We start from the raw sequence: 24,011 nt of genomic DNA, 5'->3' as shown, positions 1-24,011 counted from the left end.
ATCACTCCTCTTCCCGCCGTGCCGCTTCCATGATCCGGTCCAGCAGCTTGGCGGGATCTTCTTCACAAATCAGCAGATCGGCATGATCCGCGGAAACGAATCCCGTCTTGACCGCATGTTCCGTCATCGCCAACAGCGGATTCCAGTAGCCCTCCACATTGAGCAGGCCCACCGGTTTCCGGTGAATGCGAAGCTGGCTCCAGCAAAGGGCTTCCGTCAGTTCCTCCCACGTGCCGAATCCTCCCGGCAGGGCGATGAACGCATCGGCCAGCTCGTGCATGGTGGCTTTTCTTTGGTGCATGTTTTCCACTTCGATGATCCGCTTGAGCCGGGTGTGGATCACTTCCGGCGGAAACAATCCCTTCGGCACCACGCCGATCGCTGTGCCTCCGCTTTCCAACACGCCGTCGGCCACGGCGCCCATCAGACCGGTGCTTCCCGCGCCGTACACAAGCTCCAATCCCCGTCGCACCAATTCACGCCCCAATTCCGCGGCCGTTTGTTCATAGGCCGGAAGTACGCCGCTTCTCGCACCCGCATACACGCAAATCCGGTTCATCCATCCACCTTCCATCCCTGATTTTTACCTATTCAAATATATCTGCCAACACAATCGGCACGCAACCCTCGTCCCCGGGTTTGTTACAATATTCTTGACAAGATCTTTCCGGAAAGGAGCCTGCCCGTTGACCCGACTCCTGATGCGTGCATGCATGGTCTCCCTGTCCATGGTGTTGGTGCTTCCCTCCGTGATGTGGGCCAAACCGTCCCCGCAAGACTCAGATTCCATGGAAAAACCGGAAAGGAAAGTGTCCGCCCTGTCCAGAGATTTCACCTCCCCTCCCGCTGATCCGTGGGATCCACCCCGACCGTCTTCCCCCGTTCTCCGGAATGCTCCCCCGCAAGCCGCAGGCATGCACCCCGAACCGCTGCGTTCGCTGGATGAGTCCGTTCGAGAAGCCGTCCGAGCCAACATGACGCCGGGAGCGGTGGTGCTCATTGCCAGAAGGGGAAACATCGTGAAGCACGAAGCTTACGGTCATGCGGTTCGATATGCGGACGACCGCTTCCTCCCGCACCCGACTCCCGTCCCGATGCGAAAGGACACCATCTTCGATCTGGCATCCGTCACCAAGATTTTCACCGCCGTCGCCGTGATGCAACTGGTCGAACAGAAAAAAGTCGCGCTGGAAGACCCGGTGGCCAAACATATCCCGGAATTCGCCCAAAACGGGAAAGAACGGGTGACGATCCGCCAACTGCTCACACACACTTCCGGATTCCGTCCGAGCCTCCCCCTGGACCGGATGGGAACCGGGAGAGAAGACCGGCTCCAAATCGTCTTTGCCGCCCCGTTGGACCACCCGCCCGGAACCACGTATGTGTACAGCGATCTCAACATGATCGTGCTGGGGGCACTGGTTGAACGGGTTTCCGGCAAGCGGTTGGATGCCTGGATCGCCGAACACATCACAAAGCCGCTAGGCATGCGCGACACGCGGTTCAACCCTCCGGAGCAGTGGAAGCCCCGCATCGCCGCCACGGAGTTCCAGCCGTGGACCTCACGGGATCTGGTGTGGGGACAGGTGCACGATGAGAAAGCCTGGGCGCTGGACGGGGTGGCCGGGCACGCCGGACTCTTTTCCAGCGCCCGCGATCTGGCCGTGTTCGCCCACACCCTGCTGATGAAGGGGCGATACGGTTCCGTCCGGATTCTGAAAGAGGAAACGGTGGAGCTGATGGAACGAAATTTCAACTCCGCCTTCCCCGGCGATGACCACGGTTTGGGGTGGGAATTGAACCAGGGTTGGTATATGGACGCCCTCTCCTCTTCAGGTACCATGGGACATACCGGGTTCACCGGCACTTCACTGGTGGTGAGCCGCGACTTGCAAACCATCGTCATCACCCTGACCAACCGCGTCCATCCCACCCGGAATACACCGTCCATCAATCCGGTGCGTCGGGAAACGGCCCGCATGGCCGCCGACGCCATCCTGGTGTCCATCCCCGGTCGGGGATCCGCCTGGTTTTCCGGCTACGGCGATTTGCTGGACCGTCATTTGGTTGCCGAACTCCCGCCCGGGGCAAGGAGTCTGACATTCCACACCTGGTACCGGATCGAAGAGAACATGGACCACGGGTGGGTGGAAGCTTCCGCGGACGGCCGCGTGTGGACGCCTCTTCATGCGGGATACACCGGAGCCTCCGACTGGAACCGACAGGTGTTGCTTCTCCCGAAAAACGCCCGTTTCGTCCGTTTCCGCTACGTCACCGATCTTTCCGTCAACGGACGAGGATGGTATGTGAAAGACCCGGTCATCACCCTGAAAAACGGAAAAAGTCTCCCGCTGAACCCGTCCGGAGACGGCTGGCAGCGAAGAGACCGGTGATTTTCCGCACGGTTTGACACCGCGGGATGTTCATGCTTTGCGTTTGCAAGCGGCGATTCGGACGTGATTTCCCGCTCAGCATGCTTCCTTCCGGGTGTTCGGCTTCTCCGCCGACCGATGTTGCACCCGGTAGGCAACGGCCAGCACCACGAAACCGCTCAGCACGACGGAAAGGAAGTAAAACAGCGATTCGCCGCCCATCCACTCAATCAGCATTCCGCCGATCACGGGGCCGAGCAAACTGCCCACGCTGAAGTGAATCGAGGCAACGGCATTGGCGAGCGGCAAAAAACGCCCCGGAAGAATGTCCGCCAAGTAGGCAAGCCCCAGCGAATAGATCGACCCCAGCAATCCGCCCGTCAGCACGAACGCCAGAAACAGCGGAATCGGCTGCGCAAGCCACAAAGGGATCAGGGCCATCCCTGCCGCCCCGAGCGAGCAAATGACGGTCAGGACTCTCTTGCGCCCGAATCGGTCGCCCAGATGCCCCAAGGGAACCTGGAACAGCAGGCTTCCCCAGACAAACGCGCTGATCAGCAGCGAGATCCTGCTTTCCGTCATTCCCTCGCGCAATCCGACCACCGGAAAGTTGCCGGTCAGCGCCGTTTCGAGGAACCCGTAAAGCATCGCCGGGCAAAGCGCCACCAGCCCCAACCGGTAGACGGAGACGATCCGCACCTTGCCGGACGACTCCGTCTCATCCTCTTCTTCCGCCGGTGACGACAGACCGTCCAGTTTCCATGTGGCCCACAAGGCCACCAACAAAATCAGGATCACCACCGCAAACGGCATCCACTGTCCAAAAGGAAGCAGGTTCATGCCCAAAGGGCCGATCCCGAATCCGAGGCCATACGCCAACCCGTACTGCGAAATCCGTTTTCCGCGCTCGTGCTCCGGGGCGTTCGTGGTGATCCACAACGATGAGGCATAATGAAGAAGCGAGTCCCCCAATCCCAGCACAAATCGGAGAAAACTCCACAGCCACAACCCGGAAAACAGCGGAAACAAAACATTGGGTACCAGCGCGGCCAACAATCCCGCCAAAATCGCCGCCCGGTACCCGATCCGCCTGATGATCCCCGCACAGAAAGGAGTCATGACCAGGATGCCGAAATAGAGAAAAGCCGCACTCAGACCATTCCATCCGGGGCTGACGCCCTGCGCTTCCAACAGCGCGGTCAGAAGTGGAATGGTGAGTCCCTGCGTCACTCCGGAGATCCCCATCACCGCGATCAACAAGCGAAATCGGTTGAGACTCCAATGGCCCTGCACCCTTTTCACCCCCGACTTTCCGATATCGTCCCTCCTGATTATACGGGACTCGGGGAAAACCTCCAAATTTTTTCTGACTCCCTCTCTTTGGGAATCCCCTGCCGGAGGATCACCGACGCTCCGTTCGGAAGCGGAAACCGCGGCGTCACCGGAATCGCGCTCACAGGTGTTCGGGCGATGAAGCCCGGGCATCCTTCAAGTTGACAACACATCCACAACGGGAGGGTTCGTCATGAATTTGCCTTTTCTGGACTGGTCCGGATTTCTGAATTCGCTCCTCACCGGCATTCTGATCGGCGCCGGCGCCTGGCTCGCCCATTCGGCGGTGAAACGAATCATTGTTAAAGCCATGCAACACAGCCGCAAGTTGAACCAGGGACCGCGGCAGCGCCTGCAAACCATCCAGAGCTTGCTGATCAACTTGGCGTCCTATGTCATCTTCTTCGTGGCCGCCGTCTCCATTCTCGCCGAGTTCGGCTTGGACATCTCCGCGATTCTCGCCAGTGCCGGGGTTTTGGGGCTGGCCATCGGATTCGGGGCCAAAGATCTGGTGAGCGATGTGGTGGCCGGGTTCTTCATGCTGATGGAAGACCAGGTTCACGTGGGAGAACGAATCACCGTCGCCGGTCTGACCGGGGAAGTGGAACACGTCGGTCTCCGCGCATTGAAACTCCGATCGGATGAAGGAGACATCCACTTCATCCTCAACCGGGAAGTGAAGACGCTCACCAATCATTCCCGCGGAGACATGCTCGCCCGGGTTGATTTGCCCGTTCCCTCCGACATCGATCTCGAACGGACGCTCCTGGTCCTGGAGGAAGAATGCCTGGGCCTGAAAAGCAAGATCCCCCACATCCAGGATGGTCCCGAAGTCCTCGGCGTGGTGCAGCTCAGCGCCAGCGAGGCCGTCATCCGCATTCAGGCGCGCACGGTCAACGGCGAGCAGGAAGGCGTCGAACGGGAACTCCGGAAAGAAATGAAAAAAGCCTTGGACAAGGCCGAGCTGGTCAAACTCGGTTCCCTTTCCTGAGCTTGTCCAAAGAAAATCTCATAAGAATGATTTATAATAATAAAACGAATATTTTCATTCACGAGGTGAACACATGTACCATATCACGGTGTACGAACCGGACGGACAAGTTCTGCTCGACGAAGCAATCGAAGCTTCCTCCGACCAGGAAGCTCGTGACAAAGGCCTGGCCCTGATTGCGGAAAAAGGATATGATGCGAAACCGCACCGGATTTTCCACGTTTCCGGTCGTTTGGTTTCCTTCAAGCCCCATCAGGTGGATCTCAAAACCGGCAAGGCCACTCCGTGATCGGCACCCCTTCGGTTCCATCCGACCGATTCACCGCCGACTTCCCTCTTGACCTTTCCGTCGCGTCAGGGTGCAGACTGAAGGCGAACCCATTGTCAGGAGGGAAGCGCCTTGCCCGATCACGCAAAGATTTACGCGGAAATGGCGATCACGTATGATCGGATGATTTCCAAACAACCGGACCTGACGTCCGTTCTGGAGAACATCCGTCCTTTCTCCGGACTGGACGTCATTGATCTTGGAGCGGGAACCGGCCGGCTCACCTGCCTGCTCGCTCCGGTCGCCCGTTCCGTTCTGGTCCTTGACCAATCCCGGGCGATGCTGGACGTGGCGGCAGCCAAACTCCGCCAAGCGGGGCTCACCAACTGGAAAACCCTCGTTGCCGACCACCAAAACATTCCCGCGGAATCAAGCAGCGCCGACCTGGTCGTGGCCGGTTGGACCCTCTGTTATTCGGTCCATTCCCATGTGCCCGGTCACAAGGAAAACCTGGCGCGAATCCTGCGGGAAATCGAGAGGGTGCTGAAGCCCGGCGGAACCGTGATCATCTTCGAAACCATGGGCACGGGAACCGACAAGCCCCAACCTCCGTCGTTCTTGACCGAATACTACGAAGCCCTGGAACGGGATTACGGATTTTCCCGCACCGTCATCCGCACCGATTACCGGTTCGACGATCCGGCCGAAGCCGAAGAGCTCATGCGTTTCTTCTTCGGGAACGAACTCGCCGACACCGTCCGTACCAACGGGCTTGTCCGCATCCCCGAATGGGCCGGTGTGTGGTGGAAACATTTCCGTTGAAAAAGCAGGCTCCCGGAAGTGCTCACCAATCCTTCCGGGAGCCTCGTCTTTTTCCGACGTTCCACCCCGCATCCGCTTGATCCCTTTTTCCGAAATCACTCATGAAATCCGTCCCCGATTCGCCGGTAAACATCGGGCGCCATTTCCTCAGCGAAGCAGGCGAAGACCGTTCAAAATCACCAGAATGGTGCTTCCTTCATGCCCGATCACGCCCATGGGCAAATTCATCGACTGAGCGAAATTGGCGATCACCAGGAAAACGATCACAGACAGGGCGAACACCAGATTTTGCCGCACCACGTTTCGCAATCTGCGGGAAATCTTCACCGCCCGCACCACGCCGGACAAATCATCGTTCATCAGCACGAGATCGGCCGTCTCCAAAGCGACATCCGTCCCGGCCTTCCCCATCGCCATCCCGGCGGAAGCAGCGGCCAAAGCGGGGGAATCGTTCACCCCGTCCCCGACCATCGCCACGGTCCCGTATCGACGTTTCAGCGCTTCGATCATCCGAACCTTGTCTTCCGGCAACAGCTCGCCGTAAACTTGTTCAATTCCCGCTTCACGGGCCACCGACAAGGCCGTTTCCCGCTGGTCCCCGGTCAGCATGACCACCTCGATGCCCAACCTTTTGAGCGCTGACACCATGCGCGCGGCTTCCGGACGCAACCGGTCCATCAGGGCGATGCAACCGACAATCCGACCGTCCGCTTCAGCCAAAATCACCGTTTTTCCTTGCCGTTCCAGATGCCGGACGGTCTGCCCGACTTCTTCGTCCAAGTGTTGAAACCATTTCGGTTTGCCGATCCGCCATGGGATCCCTTCGTGACGGGCCGTGACGCCCCGCCCCGGATGAGCCGTCACCCGTTCCGCATGCCTCGGGGTCAGTCCCCGTTGCACGGCTTCCTCAACCAATGCTTTCCCGATCATGTGCTCCGACATCCGCTCGACCGAAGCCACCGCCTGCAGCAACTCCTCTTCGGTCATGTCCCCGAACGTCACCACGTCGGTCACCCGGGGTCTGCCCTCCGTGAGCGTTCCCGTTTTGTCAAACGCGATCGCTTTCACTTCGGCCAAGGTTTCCAGATGAGCGCCGCTTTTCAGCAGGATCCCCGAGCGCGCCCCGTTCGACATGGCGGACAACACGGCCGGCATCACCGATGCCACCAACGCGCAGGGTGAGGCAACGACCAGGAACACCATCGCCCGGTACAAAGATTCCGCCCAGCTCCAACCGATCAACAGCACCGGCAATGTCGAGATCAGCACCGTGACCAGCAGAATCACTCTCACATAGAGGCGTTCCACTTTTTGCAGCTGACGCTGTTTGCGCGGAACCCGGGTCCTCGCTTCTTCAATGCGTTTCATGATCCGGGCCATCAGGCTGTTCTCCGCCCTGCGGGTCACTTCAATGAGCAGCGCTCCTTCGCCGTTGATCGTGCCGGCAAACACTTCATCTCCCGTTTTTTTGTCCATCGGCAACGGTTCCCCCGTGATGGCCGCCTGATGAACGGCGGAAACCCCTTCAAGCACCCGGCCGTCCGCAGGGATGCGCTCCCCCGGCTTCACCAGAACCCGGTCTCCCTTCTCCAAGTCGGAAACGTCCACGATCCGTTCCTCTCCGGATTCGACCACCAGTCTCGCCGTATCCGGCTGCATGGCCAACAGCGAGGACAGATCCCGTTCGCTCCTGGCGTTGGCGTACGTTTCCAGCGCACCGCTGACGGAGAAAATCAGCACCAGCATCGCGGCTTCCGTCCAATACCCGATCAGGGCCGCCCCACCCGCAGCCAGAAACATCAGCAGATTCACATCCAGCTCCCGTTCTTTCACCAACGTCCCGATTCCTTCCCGTGCCTTGGCAAATCCGCCGATTCCCATCGCCAGCAGGTACAACCACAGCGACATGGTCGTCCCCTCCAGCCACCAGGCCGCCCCCAGCAACAGGCCGCACATCACCGACGCCGCCATTTCCCCATGGCGTGTTGCCACCTCCCGGAAAAATCCGGCCGTTTTCTCTTCCCGCATCGCGGAATGTTCTCCTTCCCACATCAACGCGGATTGCATGCTTGCCACCTCCGGCTGAGAATCATCATCATTTTCAAACCCCTCAAAACGGAACATGCGACTCCCTTCGGAGCCGCACGCCATTGAACATGATTCTCATTTTTGATTGACACCAACATTGTTTTGTCAGGGCAACATTTTTATAATCATTATAATCTAATACTCATTAAAAGTAAATCATTCATTCATCCCGTATCTGAAAAAAGTCTCCCGCTTGCATCCCCCGGATGCCCGTTGCCCCCGTTTCCAACTCACCAAGATTCTTCGTGCCGTTTTGGGAAACCGTTTTCAAAAATCACGATATCCATTCCAGTTTCTTGAAAATACCTGCGAAACAATCCCAAATCTGGTCATCCGATTCAAAATTGGCTTAAAATTTTTGTTGTCTAGAGTATTATTGCAATTTATAATTCTCGTAGGAACACCACATCATCGAAGGGGGTAACAGCAAATGAAGTTCCGCAAAATCTCGACCGCTTTCCTGTTTGCGGCATTGGCTTCCCTGCCGCTGGCGGGATGGTCTCCGGTTTCCACCGCTTCCGCGGCCAAGATCGATCCGCATACTCCCGTGGCAAAATACGGAACCGTCAATACTTCCGTCAAACCTGCAGGAATCAAAACCTTCAGCGACGGTGGCGCTTCTCTCGCCTATGAAGGAACCGGCCAACAAGTTTCCGCATCCCAACCGACTTTCAACAGAGTCAATCCCGCAGGAACGGGAACGGTGGGCACCCAATCCGTGATCGGCACCGACCAACGGACCCAAGTGACCAATACCACCGCATTCCCGTACCGGGCCATCGCTCACATTGAAAGTGACATCGGCGGCTGCACCGGCTGGATGATCGGTCCGCGCACCGTTGCCACCGCCGGACATTGCGTCTACGATCCCGGCACCCGCCGCTGGGCATCCTGGGCAAAAGTGTATCCGGGACGTAACGGCAGCAGCACTCCGTACGGCTATGCCAACGCCGTCAACTTCTTCTCCGTGAGCGGTTGGGTCCAAAACGGGGACACCAACTATGACTATGCAGCCATCAAACTGGACAAAGACATCGGAAACTCCACCGGATGGATCGGCTATCGCTGGCAATCCGGTTCCATGAACGGAATCGCTGAAAACATCAGCGGCTATCCCGGCGACAAAGCTTACGGCACCCAATGGCAGCATGCCGATCAAATCCGTGAAACCTACACGCTGAAACTGCATTACGCCAACGACACCTACGGCGGTCAATCCGGTTCTCCGGTCTATGAATCCTATCATTCTTCCTGCGGCGGCCCCTGCAGCATCGCCGTCCACACCAACGGCGTCTACGGCGGCAACCCGTACAACCGCGGAACCCGGATCACCCAAACCGTCTACAACAACTTCAACACCTGGAAAGCCCAATAATCGGTTTCCCGACCGCAACCGGGAAGGGAATCCGGAAGTCCATAACATCGGAGAGGTTGCACACCTCTCCGATTTTCATTTGAATCTGTTTGTGGGAGGTCATGAGCATGAGTCTTCCCGTCCTTCTCCGCATTCCCGCACTCCTGGCGGCGGGGCTGGCCCTGTTTCTGTCAGGTTGCGGATCCTCCGCGGGAGAACAACCCACCACGCCGGAAACTCCCGATCCTCCGGCTTCCAACGAGCGAGTCGCGTTCATCGGGACCGTTCTGGATGAGGAGCAGCGTCCGGTCAGCGGGGCCCTGGCCGTTCCCGAATCCCGGGACACCAGCCCGTATCCGGTCCCGGAAATCGCGGTGTACACCAACGAACAAGGCGTCTTCACCTGGCATCTTCCGCCCGGCTCATGGGACTTCGTGATTTCCAAACCGGGGTACGAAACCGCCCGGCATGCGGTGTCGGCAACCGCCGGTCAAAAAGAAGTCCGCTTCACCGTGAACATACGGAAAAAACAGTGACTCAGCCGCAAAAAATCCGACTGTTTTGTCACCCATGACAAAGTAAACCATGTCGAACAAAAAGGATTATGGCCCCTCGGGAAGGAAGTAATCATAGACAAAACCATTTTGTTCGACAGGAAGGGTCGGAAGAAACATGGTGCTGAGAAAACTGATCACCTCCCTCTATACGGGCCCATTGTTTGTGCTGGCATGGCTGCTGGCCACGCAGATGGTGTTTCCGGCACAAGACCCCGGGCGAACCGTTTGGGATGAGGATCTTGTCACATCACTGTTTTTGCTGGTTTCCTACGCATATCTGTTCACATACGGTCTCCTTTGCTCGCTCGTGATCGACATGTTGGTGGAACGGCTGGCGCCCCGGTTCCCTTCGCTGTTGAGACTCTTTTTGTACCTCTTGGCCGGACTGACCTTTTATGCCTGGTTGAAAGACTCGGAACACTTTGCGCCGACCGAGCATGCGCTCATCGCTCCCATGTCGTGTGCAGCCATTTTCTTCGCCGTGGAAGAAGCCCTCATCCGGACCGGCTGGCTGGAAACCCACAAGCGCTGGGTGATCACCTGCAGTGTGCTGCTGCCGATCGCCATGTCTCTCGGAACGGGCTGGGACCTCCTGGAATGACCGAAAAGCCGCACCGTCATCGCCTTTCAGGTTGTGCAGACGCAAAAAACCGGGAACCCGTCCCGGTGAAACCGCCTTCAGATTCGCCGGGACTGTTCCCTGCTCTGCCTCTTCAGTGGTGACTGCAATTGAAAAAAAACTGTTGGATCAATCCAATTCAAAACGGGATCCACTGGTAAAACGAATCAAGGATGATTTTCATAACAACAAATACATTTTGTTCTACGGAAATAAAAACGATATGCCGACAGAACCGTTCATTTATGATGTTCTTGGTATTCAAGATGGTGTCATCACTGAGTTTGTGGATGATGATGCCAAAAAGACACATGAAAGCTTGGCAGCCTACGGAATTGTCAAAAAGGGAAACGGAACATTTCTTTACGCAGAACCAGGCAGCGATCTTTCTGATCTCAACAAACATACAGACTTCATCATTTCAGGAATCAAACGTACTTTGCAGGACCATGGAACATGGCAAAACGCAACCACAGACCCCGACCATACATGCAATCTGTGACCAAGAGTACAGGTGTTTACAGATACCTCTTTCACGACCGATGATTCTCCGGAAACTGTACGCTGAATGAAAACTGATCATAAAGACGGACAAGGTCGAAGAACTTGATGGAAACGAAAAAGCTCCGTCCCGTTTCAGGACCGAGCTTTTTTCTCATTCCATTCGCTGAGCAACCGGCGTTCTTTCTCCGGGATCAAACCCGCGATGAACGCGTCTTTGTTCTCCGCGTTCAGCCATTGCAGGGTATCGGAAATCGTTTCGGACAGCGGGCGAAAGGACAGGCCGGTTTGCAATGCACGATCGATGTTCACCCGAAAGAAACCGACCGGAGGCTTTTCGCCGTCACTCAAACCCCTGTTCACCGGAAGCCACAGCGGCAATTCCGTCCAGGGTTGCACCTGTCTCTCCAGCAAAAACTCCTCGTCCACCCAAGTGAACTCGGCTTCACTGCCGGCGATGCGTCGGCATTCTTCCAGTATGTGCCCCATCGTCAAGGGCGTTTCGGGTCCGGTGACGTTCATCACTCCCGTTTGACGACGTTCCGCCATGTCGAGGATCCAGTTGGCCAGGTCCCTGACATCGATCCACTGGACGGGTTGCCCGGGATGCCCCGGGGCCAAGATTTCTCCTCCCCGGGCCACGCGGTGGATCCAATAGGGGAAGCGATCCATATAATCATGCGGACCGACGATCAGACCGGAACGAACGTGCAACGCTCTGCCCGGCATTTCCCGGTCGATCAGGCGTTCACAGAGCGCCTTCATCGCCCCGTAATGCTCCCCGTAAGGACCGTAGCCCTCTCTTTCCAGTTCCTCCACTTTCTTCTCCGGCAAGGTGTCAACGGGAGAACTCTCATCGATCCCGATCCGGCTGAAATCGGCGTAGACGGAGATGCTGGAGACAAACACATAATGTTCGGTCCGGTTTTTCAGGTACCTGACAGACGGAGCGACCGCCCATGGGACAAACCCGCACGTGTCAATCACACTGTCCCAGCGTCTGTCCCCGAGAAGCCCGATCGCTTCGACCCGATCCCCCAAGATGTTCTCCACGTCGGGAAAAAGACCGGGGTTTGCCCGACCTCTGTGAAACAAGGTGATTTCATGACCGCGTCTTTGGGCCTCGCGGGTGATGAATCGGCCCAGGAAACGGGTACCGCCGATGATGAGAATCTTCATGTCTTCCCCCCAAGACAGTCTGGAATTCCTTCAACCGGACTAAGCCGCCAATCGGGTCGACCGGCCGGGTTCGACACGCCCTGCCCGTTCGGGCTTCCAAAGAGCCCGGCTTTGGACAACTCCGATCACCATGGCAGGATCCGCTTCGTCCCGGAGAACCAGCTCCACCAGCCTCGCAACCTCTCCCTCCTGATACGCAGTCGCAACCGCTCGCAAAAAAGCTTTCACGTGTTCCTTCTCAGGGATCGGAAGCGTGCCTTTTTCCAGTTCATCCCTGACGGCCGCCAGAGACCGGCGTGCCCGACGAAGAGCCGCTTTCACCGCTCCCTCCGTCGTATCGAGCCATTCGGCCGTCTCCGCACTGGAATATCCGAAAACATCCCTCAGCAAAAACACCGTTCGCTGCAAGGGCGACAAATGCTTCATCAAGGCTTGGAACATCCACTCGATTTCAAACGACCCATGATCCGGCAGCGCTTCTTTCGGCCTCTCCCGGTTCAAAATCCGGGCCAAAACCGCTTTTCTCCGCACTTGGTCGATCCATGTGTTCTTCGCGATTCGGAGCAAAAATGCTTCAGGGTTGGCATGCCCTCGTCTTAACGTTCCGGTCGCTTTCAACCAAGTGTCCTGAGCCAAATCCTCGGCATCCCAATCGGAACCCGTCACGGCCAGGCAGTAGCGGTTCAAAACGGCCTGCAACCGTTCCAAACTTTTCCCGTCAACCCCCGGGTTTTCCGCGGATCCTCCGATGTTCATCCGGTCTCCTCCTCCCATTCGGTTTTTTTCCCGACCGATGCGAAGTGGTACACCCCATTTCTCCTTTTGAAGGTAAACGAATGAAACATGGAAATAGATACGCAACCCATTCAAAAAAAGCCCCCTTGGATTGCCAAGGGGTCCAACAATAAGTGTTTATTGGAAGGACATTTTTTGAGCTTCGACGGTCAGAAACATTGACATGTACTTCTCAATGGTCTCCAGCGAATGCATCGGAGCAGGATAAATGGTCGCATGCTTGTATGTGACGGAGGCTCTTCTCCATCGGTGCAAATGAATGACTGCATCGGTTTTCGCTCTTTTGTCCCAATGGGTTCCAACCGGGAAAAATTCCTGCAAGTTCGGTTGACGGAGGAATTCATCCACGGTAAATGATCTTTCGACTTTTGGCGAAAACCGAATGGTATCACCTTTTGGTCCCAAGCTGTAATAGATGTCTTCCGAAATGTAAAGCCCAGACGAAAAATGATCCATGGGTTTCGACTTTGTTCTGCTGATATACTCGGGTACTGCCGGCGATGTTGAATCACTCATGCGGATGATCTTCAACCGCGGATCATCCAGAAGAGCCTTGCGTTCAAATCGCCACTTGCCTTCCAGCAGGCATTTGTTTTGCACCGGGTCGTACAGTTTGGACAAAGTGCCCCGGTCAAAGACAACAAACAGGTTTTCGCAACCACTCTCCAACTCTATGCTCAATACCTCCTCAATAAAATCCACAAAATCCCGTTTGTTTTTGGTGCTTCTTTGGCAATACAAACTCCGTCTGAGGCCTTCGGCATTCAAAACCAACTCGTGTGCTGATTGCCATCCCAAACGGGAATCCTGCAAACAAAAATCCACTCGATTCCCCATCAGTCTGGCAATCCAAACTTTTGGATGTGTTGATTTTCCGCTTCCTTTTACAAACAGCCATTTTGATCCATCTTCAGGTATTTTCAGGCACTGACGAAACACTCCGAAGTCCTTGAGAAGATCTGAAACGGCACTGTGTGCCCGATGTGAAAGACTTTGCTCTTCGTCCGTTATGAACTGGGTGAGAACGCCTTCTTCCCAAAATGCATACCGTACGAATTCTTTCGGATCCAACTGATCTGATGACCACTTGTCTTTGTCTTTGATTTCAATGATGGCTGCTTTCAAATGATCTCCCGGTTCGATACATGTACGGATATACCTTCTGATTTCTGTGACGGTTCTGGAGGGATCGTGCCGGTTGATCTCCCGAACCACATGACTTTCCGGAATATGCCTGAGTCTCAGAATCAAGGGATGTTTGTCGGTGTCAAGCATAAATGAACAGTCTTCCATTTGCCTGCATCCCGACGACAATGGCAGAGCGTCCTCATCCGTCTTGGACAACGATTGGATCAGGGCGTCAAAATGGGATTTCGTGACATGGCACTGAACATCGATTTTTAACGGCTCGGATGTGACAAGCGGAAAGAATTTCACGTTGCTTGTTTTTTGCATGACGGTTTTGGTGGTCACCAGCGACGGCGGCAATGCCAACACATTCCGAACCAACTCATACAGCCTTCGCCTGTCCGGCAACCCCAATCCGGAAGCAATGATGTCATGACCCTGAACAAAAGTGTTGGGGTTATACAACATCAACGCAGACATTTCTCCCTGGTGATTCATCCAGGATACCGGATTGTTCAGCAATGATTCCCAAGTGAGAGGATGTTCGCAAACCCGATTCACATCCTCCACAACTTTGGGTCTCTCCCACTCCATCAATGCTGCGGATTCGCCACGTTGGTCGGCTTTTTTTGCTTCCAGCGACACAAAAGGGTGAAGCACACTTCGGTTCAACCGCAAAAATACACTGGTGCGTTTGATTCTCCTCAACATTTTTCGATCATTCAACGACCTTGAAACATATCGATGAAGAACAGGTTTTACGAACAGATAAAACCTGCCGGGTCGATGAGGAAACGTTTGGATGGAAAAATATACGGCATATGAATAGTACTTTCCGTCCAGCTCACAGGGTCTGGTGATACAACCAACCTCTCCGTATTTTTTTACAAGACAAAAATCGAGTTCCGCCAACACAACACCATTTTTGTCACGTACTTCATAGACCGGTCTCCGTTCGACGAATTTTCGGGCCAAATACCCCGGAAGCCATTCAAAAAGAAGCGGTCGATGCGTGACGTCAAGTTTTTCCCATCTTCCCGTGTCCCTCAGCCGGAAACCTTTTTCAGAAGCCCTCCCGTGTCTGACAAAGTGTTCATGAATCTCCCCGACCGGCAATACATCCAAGGAATAAAACATCGGCGCTTCCCCGATCACCGCTCTTCTTTTGAACGAACAGCTCAGTAGCTCCGGACGAAACAAGCTCAACTCGTCACCGATTGATCGAAGTTTCAGCTTATATCCCCCGTCTCCCGCCGACAGCTGCTCAATCCAACTTTCGGGGCAATAAAAAACATGTATATCATCCTCAGGCACAAACTCCGTCACATCCACCGCCATGAATTCGAGATAATGCTTTTGATCATCCAAATTCCTCTTCCTCCTCGTCCGCCCATCGATGCGAAAGCAATTTGTTCAGAGAATCCGTGAAAGGCCCGTAGAGGTCCCGGTACTCATCCCGATTTGATTCGCTCAACAACCGTTGCCACACTTCCAAGATGGTGGGTGCATGCTCGCTTGGTTCGTAAAAGGATGCATCGCAATAATACACGCGTGCCGGCTCTCCACCTCGAACCAAACGCCCGATCATCTGCCAGACATTCACGAACAGCACCCAAGCCAACACGTTCCTTTTCTGCTCCGGTAATCCCGACCAGTAGTCAGGAGTTGCGATCATATCCTGAAAAATCACATGTGCGGTTCTCCTCAATTTTTTCAACTTGGCGAGCGGTGATGCATGTCGGCTTCTCTGGATTCGTTCCAATTCTCCGTCCATCAAACTGTGCAAGGCGATGAGCATGAATTCCACATTTTCCGGTGAGGGATAGGGGCGAGCCAGAAAAAACGCGGTTCCAAACAGAGCCTTTCCGTTCGGATCCACCAAATTCACCCCCCGGTTCAAGGCGCCAATCGGCGCAATCAACACATCTGAGGATGAAGCCTGTTGGATCAACTCGCTTCGGGTGATTTGCCCCGGATGAACCGATTCCTTTGCCAAAGAATGAATGTTCAATCCATCCCTGATCATCAGCGGTTGAAGCGTTTCCCGGACAACCTCGCAATCGTCATATGAATTGACAACACACAGAATCCTTCGCTTCCTGCCTTCTTTCTTCCATCTCTCCATCTCTTTCGGAATCTCTTCCATGATGCTTCGGGTCAGCGACTTCAGGTTGCGAACCCGTTGATTCAAGGGCTGACCGGAGATCTTGATTTGCGTTTTGTTCCAAAGCATCTGGTCCAGTCGTTCGGATTGGTTGGGAGATCTCAACAACCATTGGGGACTCCACGAAAGAGTGTAGGGAGTGTTCACCGGTGACAAGGTGGTCCCGGAAAGCAAAACAACCGACGGCCCCGGCCCCAATCCGGCGTGTTCAAAGAAAGAAGGCCATTGATACAACAATTCACGTCCCACCGCTTCATAGGCAAACATTTTGATCACGTGCGTCGTCTTCCCATGTTCGGATCGGTCCACCCACTGGTACCCGATCTGCACTCCGGTCATGGCACGAGGGAGATATGAAACCAGAACGTTCTTCTTCATCCGGAACGGAAGATCCGCAGAGAAATCTTCCAGTTCTTGCCGAACCTCATCTTCGTTTCTCTCAAGATAAGAAAGCCAATATTCCAAAGAACAAAGCCAAAATCCAAAACGCCATTCGGCTTCCAAATTCTCCGCTTTTTCGTCCGTCAGTACGATCAGATCCGTATTCAAGACTTCTTCCAACTTTCCTTTTCCATCCATGAATTGTCCTATTGTTCTGGCCAATTTTTCGTCGTGATTCCATACCTGATGGTTCGGATCTGGATGAGTGCTCCACTTCTTCAACAAACTCTTGATATGTTGTTTGTTCTTTTCCGGTATCATCCAAGATTCCAAATTATGTTGCAATTGATCCAACCATGCGTTTTTGAATACGGTCTGTCTCTTCAACCGATTCCTGAGTCTTGCATTCGACTCGACAACCCGATAGACAGCCCTGGCAGCTCGAACAAAACTCATTGTTGCATTTATGTACTCGTCGACAACTTTCTTGTGAATACCGGAAGTCTGACGAATCACTTTTTGAAGCACTTTTTCAACAAGCGTGTCGGGATCTCCGACCAAGGGAATCTCCATCATAAATGCTTGATCCAGGTTGTACTGCACGTGATCAGCTTCATCCACAAAGACAACGTCCGTAAGTTCATAAAACAACTCATATACCGTTTTGCGCGGAAAACGTTGAGGGGGAGCCATCATGTGCACCAATGCCGCCGGAGTTGCGATGTAGACATCGGCTTGTTCCAATTCATGATAATGATGATACAAACCGCATTGATTCCATAGCGGACACATGAACTGCCTGTTCTTTTTCCTGTTGGATTCCTGGTCTCGGAGATTAAGAGAAGTACAGGGATACCGGTCAGACGGTGTATGGTCACCGGCCAACGCGTGAATGGCACAGAAGGAGGATACATCTTCCAGACGTTGATCATCAATGAGTTGTTCGATCGATTGGTTGGCCATGATTCGCTTCTCATATTCCGCTCTTTCACTTTTGCCCACGAAGGTGACCACGCGGAGTCCCAGATCCCGAAGCTCACGCGCTTTGTCAAGGACATCATCCACTCTGGTTTCAACAATCCCGACTTTGGCACCCTCATAAACGGCAAGAGCATATGCCTGAGCCGTTACAAACGTCGACTTTCCGGCTCCCAATCCCCCAAGGATGTGCAGAATGTTTGCATACTCAAACGATTGATCAGGAGACAATGGAACCAACTCAATATTCTTCAAACGCTCCTCGTATACAGGCTTCTTTCCTTTATCCTGAAGACGTCCATCCATTTCCCTTCCGATGGGACCAAGATCATTCCTCATCTTTATTCCGGTTTTTTTGGTTCTCGGAAGAACCCCGGTCTTGAGCGCAGTCGTTTGCAACCCCTCGGGTATTTTCACCGGAATTGCCGCTTGGCCTCGCAAATAATCATACGTTTTTCCTCTTTCAGCCAACTTTATCCTGACTGGTACACAAGGAATCTCCTGTTCGAGCATCATGCGGTAATACCATTCGCGATCGGAACAGGAAACGGGAGAAAATTCCATCTTCTCAAGCTTCGTTCGGGATCCGATATGTACATCAAACAGCCGATAGTTTCTCGGGATTTGCTGATATTCGCCGAGCCAGTCTTTCCATTTCTTGAGTTGATAACCCCTGGTCAACACACGGATTCTTTCCGCGACCCGTCTGATTGAATCATGTTCCGCATACAACTTGTGCCATCCGCTGGCGAACACTTCTCCATCCTCCAACGGAAACCAAGCGTCCAATTTGTGTTCATGCATGGCAAACAGCACGAATTCCACCGCCAACATCCGTCTCACGGCTTTCTTATCCGGGAACATCCTTTCCACATATTCTTTTGAAGTCAGCTCACAAAGCCATTCAAACACATTGAATCTGTTCACGACGTTCCTTCTCCTTCAAGTACCTGATGATTTTCCTCTCAGAAATGATTTGCAGATCCTTCCGTCCGGACAAACGGCTCTTCAGCCTCTTCACATAAAGAGGTCCGCCCTCTACTTCATATTCTGAAGGGATCACGATGACCTGTACATTCTCTCCATTTTTCGATAACTCAAGATGCTTCGCCAAACCGTGCGGACTCAGGTAACTCTTCACATCAAACAGAACCCTGCATCCTCCAAGATCAACCCGGATGTCTCCGTCGTGATCAAAATTGGGGTACAATTCGGCTTGGGGATATGTTTTTCTTACTTTTTCGTAAATTCTCTGCTCCGGTAACCCGGGAACAAGCACCGAGCGGTGAATCCCCGGCTTCAATCGATACACACGGCTGCCCTTTTTGAAGCGAAAGGCTTTGGGATGTATAAACCCGTGCTTTGAAACCTTCCAGCAAGCATTGTATGTTCCACACCGCCATTCTCCCCGTTCAAAATGCAGCGTCCAGCCACAACGTGGACACTTCCGGTATTCTCTCCAGTCGTCGATTCGTTCGTAACACTTCATCAGTTGTTCCCTGATGATCAAATCCTTTTCATCGGAAATGAGCCGCACATAATCCTCCTGGTCCAAGACTGCAAACTTTGATTGGGTCAAGATGGAGCGAAAACGGACATACCCTTCTTCCGAATGATGTTGTTTGCAATGATCTCTCACCTGCAATACCGGACGTGTCTGATAATCATCCGTTGAACCGAACCTTTGCGAGAAGCAAAAGGCAGCGAAACTGATATCTTTGATTCTCCGGTCAAAAACGGGTTCGGCCAAATTGAACAAATCCTCATGCGAGGAATCCACCCAAGTGCCGACGGGTCGCGCAAGCCATTCAAACCATTGGTTGAGAGCTGACGGTGGCTTTAAACCCCTTGACATCAAATAAGCGGCCAACGCATTCATGGCTTTTCTTACAGACTGATGATCTTGCTGATCGATATATTTCCTGATTCCATCCATTTGAAGAGTCAGCAACTCGTGAATAATATGATCGTCCATCCCCTTCACCTCGGAAAATTTTTTCTCGCGGAAGCAACGAATTCCTCCTGACATAAACAGAAAAGAAAAAACGGTCATTTCGGCCCAATATGATGATCAACGAAAGCATGAAAAAACTCCCTCATCCCAAGATAAGGGAGTGAAAAGATCCGTCTTAATCAACCGGTTTTCACTGACCGAAGGATTCACCCATGTTTCGATTCCCACAAAGTCACCCGAACAAAGCCGGATGATTCATCCATTCATCCATCGGCCTCGAACCTTGTGTTTCCACCAGACGCAAAAAGTAACGATAAACGGTCCGCACGGTTGACAGATCCGGGAATTCCAGAACTCTTGCATATCCCTTTTTGAAGCTCCGCGTCGCCTGTTCGTCAAAAATCATTTCAAGGGTGAGCAATTCCAGTTCCCGCGGGGCGATGACGTAACTCTCCGTATCCACAACCGCCGTCACCCGCTCACCGTCGGTCAGGAATTGAGACGGATCCGTATCCATCATGACGAAAGAAGACGAGGAGGGGGCAGGCAGCAATCGGGCTTGCTGACAAATTTCCGGCAACATGTCCCGAATCCCACGGCTCTTGTCATCCGGTTCCGAATAAAATTTCTCAACCAGCTCCGTCATGCACGCAATCAGGCATTCATGGAAATCGGTCAACGGTTTGCGCGTACTTCCGGAAACGTCGCCGAAATAGTCAAACGACCGGAGATGAATGTGTGCGATGGATGCTCCGAAGTCTTCCATCAGATGGTCCGGCATTCCCCTGAATGTGTCCAATGCTTTTCCCGGCAATTTTTCCACGATCACGTATTCATGTCCCTGAAGCGACGCCTTGTCCAGAACCTGCGGAACCGACAGGCGGGTGGTCATCGAAGCCAGTTCACGATTCAACTTCTCAAGCACAAACACCCGGCGGGGATCAATGCCGAACAAGATGTGGTTTCCGTACCAGTAAGGGACTTTCTCCAGATCGGTGATGGCCGACGTGCGAACGATGACTTCCCCCTCATCGGTTTGGGCGAGCCACACATGACTTCCACCTGTGATGTAACCGTCATCTTCCTGGAGCAACTGTTGGTTGAAAAACTTCTTCTTGAAAACGTCAGACAGATTCATGATATTCCCCTCTGTTTTGTTCTCTGAACTCTGAATGAGATTTCAAAATTCTTATTTGAGGTGTATTCATTGAGGCACCGACATCCCCCACCCCTTCTTCGCGAGGTTCCCGTACTTTCAATCCTCTTAACTGAGGTGTATTCATTGAGACCTCCCAACCTTTTGCCTTGCAGTTAAATGCCCGCACCTTTCAATCCTCTTAACTGAGGTGTATTCATTGAGACCACCCGGTCGTAGCTCAGCCCTTCCCGCAGCATCCTTTCAATCCTCTTAACTGAGGTGTATTCATTGAGACTCATGTGCTCCGTCCGGATTTGGTCCGCGAGGGACCGGCTTTCAATCCTCTTAACTGAGGTGTATTCATTGAGACCGCAGAATTGGCAGGGCGTCTGTTGGATGAATCCTCCACTTTCAATCCTCTTAACTGAGGTGTATTCATTGAGACGATGTTCGCACATCTGAACTATGACGGCGGCTTCATCCTTTCAATCCTCTTAACTGAGGTGTATTCATTGAGACTCTACTGGATTCCAGGTCCGGGCAAACCGTATATCCTTTCAATCCTCTTAACTGAGGTGTATTCATTGAGACGGCGTTCGCCGAAACCCTTGTTTTGATTGCCTTTCTCTTGGACTTTCCGAACACTTTTTCATTCGGGCGGAAATTTAGAATGACTCAGTCAAACATCACGCCGTTCCCACACCTGAAACCTCTTATCCCATGCGGGTTTTAGCGTTTCCGAACACCCCCGGGGATTTTTTCGAAGCTCCGGGTGTTCGGAAAAAGGCCTGAGCATCTTCGAGCGGATCAAGCAGAGTTTGACCCAACCCCCAAGCTGTTTTGTATCCAAACCCCATCAACGAGCCTTGCGCAACCAACCGCCAAACCAAAAGCTGCTCCTCTTTCGGCAGAGCCTTGATGTTCATGGTTATTTTTCCCTTGAATCCGATGACATTGAATTCTCCAAATGAAACTCTCTCAGTCGCCACCACCAAGTGTTCGATCCGAATCTGATGAATCAGCGGTTCAAGGTTCTCCCATTCGACCCGCTTCCCTCTGCAGATCTCATAAGCTTTAATTGCGCTGGAAAACAAGCGCTTCAGCTCCGGCAGGGGATAGTAATTGCCCCTTTGATAGAAGGTCGTCGGGGTCAAGAAATGCAAGGTTAGGTTCGATGAAAACTTTTCATCAATCCGGGATTCGGAAAACGTTTGGCAATGAATCTCTTGGATGGTTCCCTTCCAGTCGATCAAGTCGATGTCGGACTGAAGCAAAAAGTAACGTTGAAGACAAGAAATGACATCCCGATCCGGCGTATTGATCCACACTTCCCCTTTCTCCAGCAACATATGTGTCGAAAAAATTTGCCGCTCCTTCCTGTCATGCAGGAGCTGGGACAACGTGGTAGATTCACGCTGGATGGATTTCAGGATAAAAGCATGAAATCGCCTGGACAACACCCCGACCGCATTTCCACGATACAGTGAATCCACTTTCAAACGTAAACGGTACATGGTATCCTCCTATAAAATCGGATTTGTGTCTTCCTCCAGACGCTTCGTAAAACTACCTTTATAAAAAGCTCGTCGAGTACATGACTGACACAGCGTGTACACGGAAAGAGAGTCATCCTCATCCAACAGCGATACAAGGCGAAACTCCAGCTGCAACCAGTTTTCTTCATCGCATTCCACTTCAAATACGGAATATTGCACCCGCTGGCCGTAATCTTTAAGGAGTTTGAAGACTTTGTTTCTTCTGCGGTCGTCGATTACATCATAACAGACCACCCGTTTCATGGCATAGCCCCCTTGTGTTATTTGGCCAAGAAGGGGTAGTAATCGTCCGCCTCCCCTTTAATAAATTTGGCAAGCAAGATGGCTTGTTTGTGGAAAATCTCACGGTAACTCATTTTTCTTTGCAACAGCTGATGAAACACTTCGTCTTTTCTCCTGCGGTCAAATTCCTGCAAAAAACGTTTCCGGGCATGTTCCTTTAAACGAGACTCCCCCACGTCATCATGAAAGTCTTTGCGTTTGACCACTCCCTGGTTGACCATTTTGACGACCAGATTGTCAACCATGATGCAACGGAACTCCTCCATCAAATCCAACGCCAATGATTCCCTTCCATATCTCTCACGGTGGAGATACCCGATATAAGGATCCAAACCGGCAGCTTGCAGGGCTCCCGTCAGTTCCGCCTTCAGCAGGGCATACCCATAGTTCAACAAGGCATTTACCGGATCTTTGGCCGGCCTTCGGCTTCTTCCTTCAAACGAGAAATCGCTTTGCTGAATCAGCATGGGAAATGCTTCAAAATAACGCTTGGCCGCCATTCCTTCAATCCCGCGCAATTCATCCAGATCTTTCGCTCTTAAAGCATGGTCCATTGACTGCTTCAAGAACAAGATGACCGGGTCCAATTCCAATTCACGGCGACGTGCAAATCGTTGAAGGCTGGTCCGAGTGTTTTTCAATTTGGCCAATACCAAGTTCCGCGCGATGTGAAGGCTCTTTTCCTCGGACAGATGCGCTTTCACTTGAGCGATCCGCAACCGAACGTTTTTGTTTTCGGGCCCGACAAACCGGCCAATCATGCGGTTCCCAGAAAAATACACTACATCAATGCCTTTTTCCGCAAGCAACATTAACGCATCTGTTGTCAACGTTGAGGATTCATGAATGAAAAAGCGGGAATATTCCTGTACCCTTACTTCCCGGATCAGAGTACGATCCTTGTAGATTTTGAGCCGCTCTGATTCCTTTCGAACAAAGCAATAAGGCTCGCTCAAGTAAAACGTTCCCATGGCACTTTCCCCTTCAATCTGGCTCTTTCCTGCGGGAGGCAATAGTCAACCATGCTGCACTTTTTGCATCTGAACCACTCATCAATGCCTTCAGGGGGCTGATCCTGAAGGTGCAATGCACGGATTGCTTTGATCGTCTGTATGGTACGCTCCCTCAAAGCATCATCAAAAATCACCTTTTCCCGTCGGAATGAACCGTAATAAAAGAGATATCCAAACGGAATCTTTCTGCCGATCCACTCTTCCAAAGCCAGACCTTGGGCGCAAAGTTGCAAGTGATTGTTTTCCCAGCCCGCCTGTTTTCCCCGTTTGTATTCGACGGGATACAACACCCCTTCTGCCTCTTCAATTACATCACATCGAACCGACAACCCCAAACGTTCAGATCGAAGATAGAGGGAACGGTAAAGTTGCCGTTCCCCCCGATGTTCCCTGCCGGCATGGTCAACGTGTTCGTGCAGCAATTTTCCGTGAATGGTGTAGACGTTGTGATAAAATACGCGTTCGACGTACTCGTAGTAGCAGCGACGGGGACAGTACGCGTATGCATTGATGGCATGAGCCTCCACAAAAATTTCCAT

21 protein-coding genes and 1 CRISPR repeat array are annotated in these 24,011 nt (G+C 53.0%); of the genes, 8 read left to right on the top strand and 13 right to left on the bottom strand.

The window, feature by feature from the left end; genetic code table 11:
* Window position 1: 1 nt before the first annotated feature.
* Window positions 2–559, bottom strand: a complete 558-nt coding sequence (locus EG886_RS03305) for an LOG family protein (RefSeq protein WP_124726807.1) — start codon at window positions 557–559, stop codon at window positions 2–4.
* 127 nt (window positions 560–686) lie between these two features.
* Here EG886_RS03305 and EG886_RS03300 point away from each other — a divergent pair, with 127 nt between their 5' ends.
* Window positions 687–2,393, top strand: a complete 1,707-nt coding sequence (locus tag EG886_RS03300) for a serine hydrolase domain-containing protein (RefSeq protein WP_420894153.1) — start codon at window positions 687–689, stop codon at window positions 2,391–2,393.
* A gap of 75 nt (window positions 2,394–2,468) precedes the next feature.
* On the opposite strand, the gene EG886_RS03295 is transcribed toward EG886_RS03300, so the two are convergent.
* Window positions 2,469–3,665, bottom strand: coding sequence for an MFS transporter (locus EG886_RS03295; protein WP_164491622.1), 1,197 nt, complete (start codon window positions 3,663–3,665; stop codon window positions 2,469–2,471).
* A 232-nt stretch (window positions 3,666–3,897) separates the two neighbouring features.
* Between EG886_RS03295 and EG886_RS03290 the strand changes: the two genes are divergently transcribed.
* From EG886_RS03290 to EG886_RS03280, 3 genes are all read left to right on the top strand, one after another.
* Complete coding sequence (locus EG886_RS03290) at window positions 3,898–4,695, top strand: mechanosensitive ion channel family protein (protein ID WP_124726805.1); 798 nt, start codon at window positions 3,898–3,900, stop codon at window positions 4,693–4,695.
* A gap of 73 nt (window positions 4,696–4,768) precedes the next feature.
* Complete coding sequence (locus EG886_RS03285) at window positions 4,769–4,984, top strand: YhzD family protein (RefSeq protein WP_124726804.1); 216 nt, start codon at window positions 4,769–4,771, stop codon at window positions 4,982–4,984.
* Between the two features lie 111 nt (window positions 4,985–5,095).
* Window positions 5,096–5,785, top strand: a complete 690-nt coding sequence (locus EG886_RS03280; RefSeq protein ID WP_206425338.1) for a class I SAM-dependent methyltransferase — start codon at window positions 5,096–5,098, stop codon at window positions 5,783–5,785.
* A 147-nt stretch (window positions 5,786–5,932) separates the two neighbouring features.
* On the opposite strand, the gene EG886_RS03275 is transcribed toward EG886_RS03280, so the two are convergent.
* Window positions 5,933–7,852, bottom strand: a complete 1,920-nt coding sequence (locus EG886_RS03275) for a heavy metal translocating P-type ATPase (RefSeq protein WP_164491621.1) — start codon at window positions 7,850–7,852, stop codon at window positions 5,933–5,935.
* Between the two features lie 451 nt (window positions 7,853–8,303).
* Between EG886_RS03275 and EG886_RS03270 the strand changes: the two genes are divergently transcribed.
* From EG886_RS03270 to EG886_RS03255, 4 genes are all read left to right on the top strand, one after another.
* Window positions 8,304–9,248, top strand: a complete 945-nt coding sequence (locus EG886_RS03270) for a trypsin-like serine peptidase (RefSeq protein WP_124726802.1) — start codon at window positions 8,304–8,306, stop codon at window positions 9,246–9,248.
* A gap of 107 nt (window positions 9,249–9,355) precedes the next feature.
* Window positions 9,356–9,763 carry a carboxypeptidase-like regulatory domain-containing protein gene (locus EG886_RS03265; protein WP_164491620.1) on the top strand — a complete coding sequence of 136 codons (408 nt, stop codon included), beginning with the start codon at window positions 9,356–9,358 and terminating at the stop codon, window positions 9,761–9,763.
* Window positions 9,764–9,902: 139 nt separating this feature from the next.
* Entirely contained in the window at window positions 9,903–10,385 is a 483-nt protein-coding gene (locus EG886_RS03260; RefSeq protein ID WP_164491619.1) for a hypothetical protein, read from the top strand.
* 142 nt (window positions 10,386–10,527) lie between these two features.
* Complete coding sequence (locus tag EG886_RS03255; protein ID WP_124726799.1) at window positions 10,528–10,905, top strand: hypothetical protein; 378 nt, start codon at window positions 10,528–10,530, stop codon at window positions 10,903–10,905.
* A gap of 134 nt (window positions 10,906–11,039) precedes the next feature.
* Here EG886_RS03255 and EG886_RS03250 read toward each other — a convergent pair whose 3' ends face one another.
* The 10 genes from EG886_RS03250 to cas4 all read right to left on the bottom strand — a co-directional run bounded on the left by EG886_RS03250 (window position 11,040) and on the right by cas4 (window position 24,011).
* Window positions 11,040–12,083 carry an SDR family oxidoreductase gene (locus EG886_RS03250; protein WP_124726798.1) on the bottom strand — a complete coding sequence of 348 codons (1,044 nt, stop codon included), beginning with the start codon at window positions 12,081–12,083 and terminating at the stop codon, window positions 11,040–11,042.
* Between the two features lie 39 nt (window positions 12,084–12,122).
* Window positions 12,123–12,839, bottom strand: a complete 717-nt coding sequence (locus EG886_RS03245; RefSeq protein WP_124726797.1) for an RNA polymerase sigma factor — start codon at window positions 12,837–12,839, stop codon at window positions 12,123–12,125.
* Window positions 12,840–12,995: 156 nt separating this feature from the next.
* Window positions 12,996–15,374, bottom strand: coding sequence for a pPIWI_RE module domain-containing protein (locus EG886_RS03240; RefSeq protein WP_124726796.1), 2,379 nt, complete (start codon window positions 15,372–15,374; stop codon window positions 12,996–12,998).
* Entirely contained in the window at window positions 15,367–18,456 is a 3,090-nt protein-coding gene (locus EG886_RS03235) for a pPIWI_RE_Z domain-containing protein (RefSeq protein ID WP_124726795.1), read from the bottom strand. The genes EG886_RS03240 and EG886_RS03235 overlap by 8 nt, the downstream gene beginning before the upstream one ends.
* Complete coding sequence (locus EG886_RS03230; RefSeq protein ID WP_124726794.1) at window positions 18,434–19,504, bottom strand: restriction endonuclease-related protein; 1,071 nt, start codon at window positions 19,502–19,504, stop codon at window positions 18,434–18,436. The genes EG886_RS03235 and EG886_RS03230 overlap by 23 nt, the downstream gene beginning before the upstream one ends.
* Window positions 19,505–19,715: 211 nt before the next feature.
* Entirely contained in the window at window positions 19,716–20,621 is a 906-nt protein-coding gene (locus tag EG886_RS03225) for a phosphotransferase (protein WP_124726793.1), read from the bottom strand.
* A gap of 39 nt (window positions 20,622–20,660) precedes the next feature.
* A CRISPR array of direct repeats spans window positions 20,661–21,212; the repeat unit is 37 nt; unit sequence CTTTCAATCCTCTTAACTGAGGTGTATTCATTGAGAC.
* 122 nt (window positions 21,213–21,334) lie between these two features.
* The gene (gene cas6, locus EG886_RS03220) at window positions 21,335–21,949 is read right to left on the bottom strand and encodes a CRISPR system precrRNA processing endoribonuclease RAMP protein Cas6 (protein ID WP_164491618.1); all 615 of its coding nucleotides are present in this window, start codon (window positions 21,947–21,949) and stop codon (window positions 21,335–21,337) included.
* A gap of 195 nt (window positions 21,950–22,144) precedes the next feature.
* Window positions 22,145–22,420, bottom strand: a complete 276-nt coding sequence (gene cas2 / locus EG886_RS03215) for a CRISPR-associated endonuclease Cas2 (protein WP_124726791.1) — start codon at window positions 22,418–22,420, stop codon at window positions 22,145–22,147.
* A 17-nt stretch (window positions 22,421–22,437) separates the two neighbouring features.
* Window positions 22,438–23,430: a CRISPR-associated endonuclease Cas1 gene (cas1, locus tag EG886_RS03210; RefSeq protein WP_124726790.1), complete on the bottom strand. Its 993-nt coding sequence runs from the start codon at window positions 23,428–23,430 to the stop codon at window positions 22,438–22,440.
* Window positions 23,412–24,011 carry a CRISPR-associated protein Cas4 gene (cas4, locus tag EG886_RS03205; protein WP_124726789.1) on the bottom strand — a complete coding sequence of 200 codons (600 nt, stop codon included), beginning with the start codon at window positions 24,009–24,011 and terminating at the stop codon, window positions 23,412–23,414. Before cas4 ends, cas1 begins: the two co-directional genes overlap by 19 nt.

Source organism: Staphylospora marina (assembly GCF_003856495.1).
Lineage (GTDB): Bacteria > Bacillota > Bacilli > Thermoactinomycetales > Thermoactinomycetaceae > Staphylospora > Staphylospora marina.
This window is presented reverse-complemented; position numbering and strand designations above follow the sequence as displayed.